This is a genomic window from Endozoicomonas sp. (assembly GCF_051008435.1).
GTDB lineage: Bacteria > Pseudomonadota > Gammaproteobacteria > Pseudomonadales > Endozoicomonadaceae > Endozoicomonas_A.
This window is the reverse complement of sequence record NZ_JBPCXO010000006.1, coordinates 1-2,796: the sequence shown is the minus strand read 5'-3', so window position 1 is coordinate 2,796 and position 2,796 is coordinate 1. Positions and strand designations below refer to the sequence as shown.

The following is a 2,796-nucleotide window of genomic DNA, read 5'->3' as shown; positions in this document are numbered from 1 at the left end:
GTGCATTACCTGTAAAACTGATGTTTTTTAGAATCAGGGAAAACAGCCTGACTGCTTCTCAGGAAAATCCGGCAAAACTATACGACGAAAGGTGTTCTACCTGTGCTTTGAAATTCCTATACATTCACTGTAGATAATGGGACATATAATCGTCTAGAAGTTAATAACCCTGATGCAATCAATCCTGTGAGGGTTCATTATGGCTCCTCTAATAATACTGTTCGTGTGATTTCTCCACCCTCGAGCCCCTCACTAATATTTCGACTCGACTTAGTAGAGAATAATGCATCAGTTCCGCAACTTCTAAGAGCCTCTCCGGATGGGACTGAAACAGAAGTTGTTGTCTCAGAGCTTATGAGACCCTCACTCTATAGAAATGCTGCGACGACTGGGACACTTTCAGGAGATGTGATATACCAAGAAAAGAATAGGATTCTCCGAATTTCTTATGGAAAGAGTGAGCCAGAAGTATTACAAACTTTGCGCACAGGCACTGAGATTGTTCGAATTCACGAGACTCAGACTGGTGATTTTCTCTATGTCTTATCAGATAATCGCGAAGCTGGAGTGTACGAGTATTCCCGTTATCCTCTGCCTTAACAGACATAAGGTTTTAGCTTCTTGAAGACGGGCTAGCCTGATGGCTAGCCTAGAAGGTACTACCTAAACTTCTAGATCTTAAGTCCCGTTCCCACTCAAGAGCATGGGAACCAGAGCTTTGTGACTCTATCAAGGATCACAGTCGATTAATGAACAGGAACAACAAACCCGGAAATCAACTCAACAAAAATCTGCCCATACTTTTCCAGCTTGTATTCACCCACTCCTGAAATATGAGACAAAGCCTCCAGACTGGTGGGCTTCACTTTCAGCATCTCATACAGTGTTTTGTCATTGAGAATGACATAGGCGGGCACGCCCTGTTCTTCCGCCAGCTCTTTGCGGCGGGTTCTCATGGCTTCCCAGAGTGGGCGATCCTGGTCGTCAATCATGACTCGACCCTGATCCACACTTCGGGTTTTGCGTGCGGCTTTTTCAGTGGCGTATTCGTAACGGTCCTGACGGAGCAGTAATCGCTCGTCACCTTTGAGAAGAGGTCGGCATTTTTCATTCAGTTTGAGTGCACCATGCCCTTCCACATCAACATTGATAAACCCTCGGGCCACCAGCTGACGGAAGACGGAACGCCACTCACTCTGCTTGAAGTCGCTGCCTATACCGAATGTACTTAACTGTCGGTGGCCAAACTGGCTGACCTTGGCGGTTTCTTTCCCCAACAACACATCGACCAGATGAGAAACACCAAACATCTGCCCAGTGCGAAAAACGCAGGAGAGTGCTTTTCGAGCCGCTTCAGTACCATCCCAGGTGGTGACGGGTTCCAGACAGAGATCACAGTTGCCACATTTCTCTTTCAGGGGCTCATCAAAATACTCCAGCAATACCTGGCGGCGACAACCTGTTACCTCACAGAGAGATAACATGGCCTCCAGCTTTTGCTGTTCAATTCTTTGTATTTCGGGTGCAGCCATGGAGTTGGATTGTATCTGCCTCAGCAACATGACATCTTGAAGCCCATAGACCATCCAGGCTGTTGCCGGAAGGCCATCACGACCTGCCCGACCGGTTTCCTGATAGTACGCTTCAATACTGCGCGGTAAATCCAGATGGGCAACAAACCGCACATCAGGCTTATCGATACCCATTCCGAACGCCAGGGTAGCCACAATAATCATGCCTTCTTCATTGATAAATCGATGCTGATTATTTTTTCGATCATGGGCCGTCATCCCACCATGATAAGGCAATGCTTTTCGACCTTGAGCATTCAACCAGGCTGCCGTATCTTCCACCCGTTTTCTGGAAAGACAGTACACAATTCCAGAATCCTCCGGATGCTCTTTTTCAAGAAATCTCAGTAACTGTTGCTTGCCCTGCTTCTTCTGGCTGATTCGGTAGAAGATATTGGCTCGATTAAAACTGTCTACAAAGACTCTCGCCTGCTCCAGACCCAGACGCTCAATGATTTCCTGACGGGTTCGTTTGTCGGCGGTGGCTGTCAGAGCAATTCTGGGAACGGTTGGAAAACGTGTTTTCAGTACTGAGAGCTGTAAGTACTCGGGTCTGAAATCATGCCCCCATTGAGAAACACAGTGAGCCTCATCAATGGCAAACAAAGACACTCGAACCTGATCCAACTTCCGTTGCATCATTTCTGTCATCAAACGCTCAGGTGCCACATAAAGCAAATCAAGATGCCCGGTGAACAGGTCCTGCTCAATACGGTACTGTTCTTCCATTGAAATGCCTGAGTGCAGGCTTTCGGCTCTAATACCAAGCTGTTTAAGATTGCTGATCTGATCTTCCATCAGAGCAATCAGGGGGGACACGACGACCGCAGTACCCGGCATGACCAGCGCAGGCACCTGATAACACAGGGACTTACCACCGCCGGTGGGCATTAGAACCAGTGCATCGCGCCCTTCTGTGACCTCACTGATCACCTCTCCCTGAAAGCCACGGAAAGATTCGAACCCGAAAGTATTTTGCAGAACATCCAGAGCAGGATCAGTCATTACAGTCCAGTGCACATTTAAACGACGGTTATTAAATATATAAGAAAAGACAAATCAGTATATCATCAAACCAGGACAGATTTGAGAATGTAATTTGCTGGAAAGCTGGAAAGCTGGAAAGCTGGAAAGCTGGAAAGCTGGAAAGCTGGAAAGCTGGAAAGCTGGAAAGCTGGAAAGCTGGAAAGCTGGAAAGCTGGAAAGCTGGAAAGCTGGAAAGCTG

1 protein-coding gene is annotated in these 2,796 nt (G+C 47.4%); it reads right to left on the bottom strand.

What is annotated here, in order from left to right:
- Positions 1-746: 746 nt before the first annotated feature.
- A complete protein-coding gene (gene recQ / locus ACR2PX_RS00240) occupies positions 747-2,576 on the bottom strand; it encodes a DNA helicase RecQ (RefSeq protein WP_433997357.1) in 1,830 nt (609 codons plus the stop codon).
- Positions 2,577-2,796: the final 220 nt, after the last annotated feature.